Genomic DNA, 3,494 nt, shown 5'->3' with positions numbered 1-3,494 from the left:
CCCTTCATCATCGGCATCGCCGGTTCCGTCGCGGTCGGCAAATCGACGACCGCACGCGTGCTGAAGGAGCTTTTGGCGCGCTGGCCGTCGAGCCCCAAGGTCGATCTCATCACCACCGACGGCTTCCTGCTGCCCAACGAGGTCCTGCGCCGCGAGAACCTGATGGAGCGCAAGGGTTTTCCAGACAGTTACGATGTCGGCGCGCTGCTGCGCTTCCTGTCGGGCATCAAGTCGGCGCTGCCCGATGTCCGCGCGCCGGTCTATTCGCACCTCACCTATGACGTCATTCCCGGCGAGTTCGTCACCATCGACCGGCCCGACATATTGATCTTCGAAGGCATCAATGTCCTGCAGCCCGGCAAGCTGCCGCAGGACGGCAAGATCGTGCCTTTCCTGTCGGACTTCTTCGATTTCGCCATCTACATCGATGCCGACGAGAAGCTGATCCACAACTGGTACATTTCCCGCTTCATGCGGCTGCGTGAGACCGCCTTCCGCAATCCGGACTCCTTCTTTCACCGCTACTCGCAGCTGTCGGAGGGTTCGGCGCGCGCCATCGCCGAAGGGCTGTGGACCAACATCAATTTGAAGAATCTGCGCGAGAACATCCTGCCGACGCGGGCCCGCGCCGACTTGATCCTGCGCAAGGGGGCCGACCACCTGATCGAGGAAGTGGCGCTCAGGAAGCTGTGACGGCCGGCTTCGTCACCCGTCGCAATGTCAAATTGATCCGCCCACCGTTTTTCAGCAGTGCCGAGGTCGAGGGATAGATCCGATCGACGCCGTGAAAGCACAGCCGCCCCTCACCGCCGAGCACCACGACGTCACCGCTTTGCAGCCTGAACGACTTGGTGGCGCCATCACGCGTGGTCTGGCCAACCCGGAACAGGCAGTCGTCGCCGAGCGAGACGGAGACGACCGGCGCCGAAAAATCGGTCTCGTCGCGGTCCTGATGCAGGCCCATCTTCGCATCCGCCGTGTAGAAATTGATCAGGCACGCTTCCGGCGGATGCGGATAGCCCGAGACCTCGCGCCACAGGTCGAGCAGCGCATCCGGAATTGGCGGCCAAGGCTCCCCGGTTAGCGGATGCGCCGGCTGGTAACGATAGCCGTGCTCCTTGTCGGTAACCCAGCCCAGCGGCCCGCAATTGGTCATGCGCACGCTCATCTCCTTGCCGGTGCGCGGCATGGCCGGCACGAACAGCGGCGCCTGCTGCACGATCCGTCTCACCTCGTCGACCAGTTCTTCCTGCACGGTGCGTGACAGGTAGGCCGGCATGTGGCGGACGCCTTTGGGCAGAACGAGCACGGATTCGATCGCCTTTTGGATGGTTCGGAACCGTAAAATGTCACGATCAAATGAAAACGGCGACCCGAAAGCCGCCGCTCTTGTCGAATTGGCAGTAGCCTCGATTAGGCGAGGTCGGGGATGCGCAGCACCTGGCCCGGATAGATCTTGTCGGGATGGGTCAGCATCGGCTTGTTGGCCTCGAATATGACCGTGTTCTTGACGCCTTGGCCCTTGCCGTAGCTTTTCTCGGCGATCTTCCAGAGATTGTCGCCCTTCTTCACGGTGTAAAAGGTGGGCTCCTTGGCGGGGGCGGCGGCCGTGCCAGGTGCTGGCGCGACCTGTAATTCGTCCGCCTGCACCTTGGAGACGCCGAGCGTGTTGCCGACGGCGATGACCGCCTTCTCGAAAATCGACTGGTCCTTGACCACACCCTTCAGCACCGCCGTATCGCCGTTGACGACGACCTCGACGCCATCGGTGCCGAGCTTGTGCGAATCGAGCTCCTTCTTGAGTGTGTCGGCCGTGGGTGCGGCTTCGTCGTCACCGCCGATGCCCAGTTTCTTGCCGACACTCTTGACGAAATCGAACATGCCCATCGTTGGTCTCCATTGCTGTGGTGGGTGATCGCAGCTTGCCATCTGCAACCCAGAATTGGAAGCCACCCGCGCGTTGCAGCTTCGCGGTGCTTAATCGTTCTCCACCCGGCCGCGCAGCTTCTTGATCGTGCCGCGCCCGGCCTTGCTCTTCAGCCGCCGTTCCACGGCACCTTTCGACGGCCGCGTCTTCTTGCGCGGCGGCGGTGGCGGCTCGGCGGCCTTGGCGACCAATGCCGTCAGCCGTGCCCGCGCATCCGCCCGGTTCTGTTCCTGGGTGCGGAAGCGGCCCGCTTCGATGACGATGACGCCGTCCTTGGTGGCACGCTGGCCGGCAAGCTTGATCGTCCGCTCGCGCACGCGCTCCGACAGACCCGCTGCGTTGGCGGCGTCGAAGCGCAGTTGCACCGCCGTCGCCACCTTGTTGACGTTCTGGCCGCCGGGACCGGACGAGCGGATGAAATCCTCGTGCAGGTCGCCCGGATGGATCACCGCATCGCCTGATATGAAGATATTGTCGTCGCTCGCCATGCCGCAGTCATGGCGCGGCGGATCGAAAAAGAAAAGGCCCGATCGAACCGGGCCTTTCAACGAAGCTGAACCTTGTGGCGCGATTACTCCGCGGCTTCCTGCATGCGCGGCGCCGCACCCAGCACCACGGCGTCGACATGGCTTTCGAATTTCTCGAAATTGACGGCGAACATGCCGACCAGCCTTGCCGCCTGCCGGTCATAGCCGGCCTTGTCGGCCCAGGTGGAGCGCGGGTCGAGAATGGCGCTGTCGACGCCTCGAACCGCCACCGGCACCTCGAAACCGAAATGAGGGTCGGTGCGGAACTCGGCCGTCTTGAGCGAGCCGTCGAGTGCGGCGGCAAGCAAGGCGCGCGTCGCCTTGATCGGCATGCGCTTGCCGGTGCCGTAGGCGCCGCCGGTCCAGCCGGTGTTGACCAGCCAGCAATCGGCGCCGTGGCGGGCAATCAGCTCGCGCAGCAGATTGCCGTATTCCGATGGATGGCGCGGCATGAACGGTGCGCCGAAACAGGTCGAAAACGTCGCTTCGGGCTCGGTCACGCCCTTTTCGGTTCCGGCCACCTTGGCGGTGTAGCCGGAGAGGAAATGATACATCGCCTGCGCCGGGGTCAGCCGCGCGATCGGCGGCATCACGCCGAACGCATCGGCGGTCAGCATGATGATGTTCTTCGGATGGTTGGCGCGGCCGGTCTTGCTGGCGTTGGGGATGAAATCCAGCGGGTAGGCGCAGCGTGTGTTTTCGGTCAGCCTTCCGTCGTTGAAATCCGGCACGCCATCAGCGTCGAGCACGACATTTTCCAGCACCGTGCCGAAGCGCTGCGTGGTGGCGAAGATTTCCGGCTCGGCTTCCGCCGACAGCTTGATCGTCTTGGCGTAGCAGCCGCCTTCGAAATTGAAGATGCCGTGGGGTCCCCAGCCATGCTCGTCGTCGCCGATCAGCGTGCGCGAGGGATCGGCCGAGAGTGTCGTCTTGCCGGTGCCCGACAGGCCGAAGAAGATGGCTGCGTCGCCGGCCATACCCTCGTTGGCCGAGCAATGCATCGGCATCACGCCTTTCGCCGGCAGCAGATAGTTGAGCAT

5 protein-coding genes are annotated in these 3,494 nt (G+C 63.5%); 1 reads left to right on the top strand and 4 read right to left on the bottom strand.

Annotation, left to right across the window (positions count from 1 at the left end; all coding sequences use genetic code 11):
- Nucleotides 1-693, top strand: a 693-nt coding sequence (gene coaA, locus EN991_RS28210) for a type I pantothenate kinase (protein ID WP_127369980.1), incomplete at its 5' end; no start/stop codon positions are given.
- Here coaA and EN991_RS28205 read toward each other — a convergent pair.
- The 4 genes from EN991_RS28205 to EN991_RS28190 all read right to left on the bottom strand — a co-directional run.
- Nucleotides 680-1,309 (bottom strand): alpha-ketoglutarate-dependent dioxygenase AlkB, encoded by a 630-nt coding sequence (locus tag EN991_RS28205; RefSeq protein ID WP_127369979.1) that lies wholly within the window; start codon nt 1,307-1,309, stop codon nt 680-682. The two genes, coaA and EN991_RS28205, sit on opposite strands and share 14 nt — an antisense overlap.
- Before the next feature lie 104 nt (nt 1,310-1,413).
- Nucleotides 1,414-1,887: a peptidoglycan-binding protein LysM gene (lysM, locus tag EN991_RS28200; protein WP_013528340.1), complete on the bottom strand. Its 474-nt coding sequence runs from the start codon at nt 1,885-1,887 to the stop codon at nt 1,414-1,416.
- A 90-nt stretch (nt 1,888-1,977) separates the two neighbouring features.
- Entirely contained in the window at nt 1,978-2,415 is a 438-nt protein-coding gene (gene arfB, locus EN991_RS28195; protein ID WP_027161031.1) for an alternative ribosome rescue aminoacyl-tRNA hydrolase ArfB, read from the bottom strand.
- Nucleotides 2,416-2,498: 83 nt separating this feature from the next.
- Nucleotides 2,499-3,494 (bottom strand): phosphoenolpyruvate carboxykinase (ATP) (locus EN991_RS28190; protein ID WP_164769420.1); only part of this gene is annotated, 996 nt, incomplete at its 5' end.

The organism is Mesorhizobium sp. M7A.F.Ca.US.005.03.2.1 (assembly GCF_003997795.1).
Lineage (GTDB): Bacteria > Pseudomonadota > Alphaproteobacteria > Rhizobiales > Rhizobiaceae > Mesorhizobium > Mesorhizobium ciceri.
The sequence above is the reverse complement of the archived record's forward strand: the minus strand, read 5'-3'. Positions and strand labels throughout refer to the sequence as shown.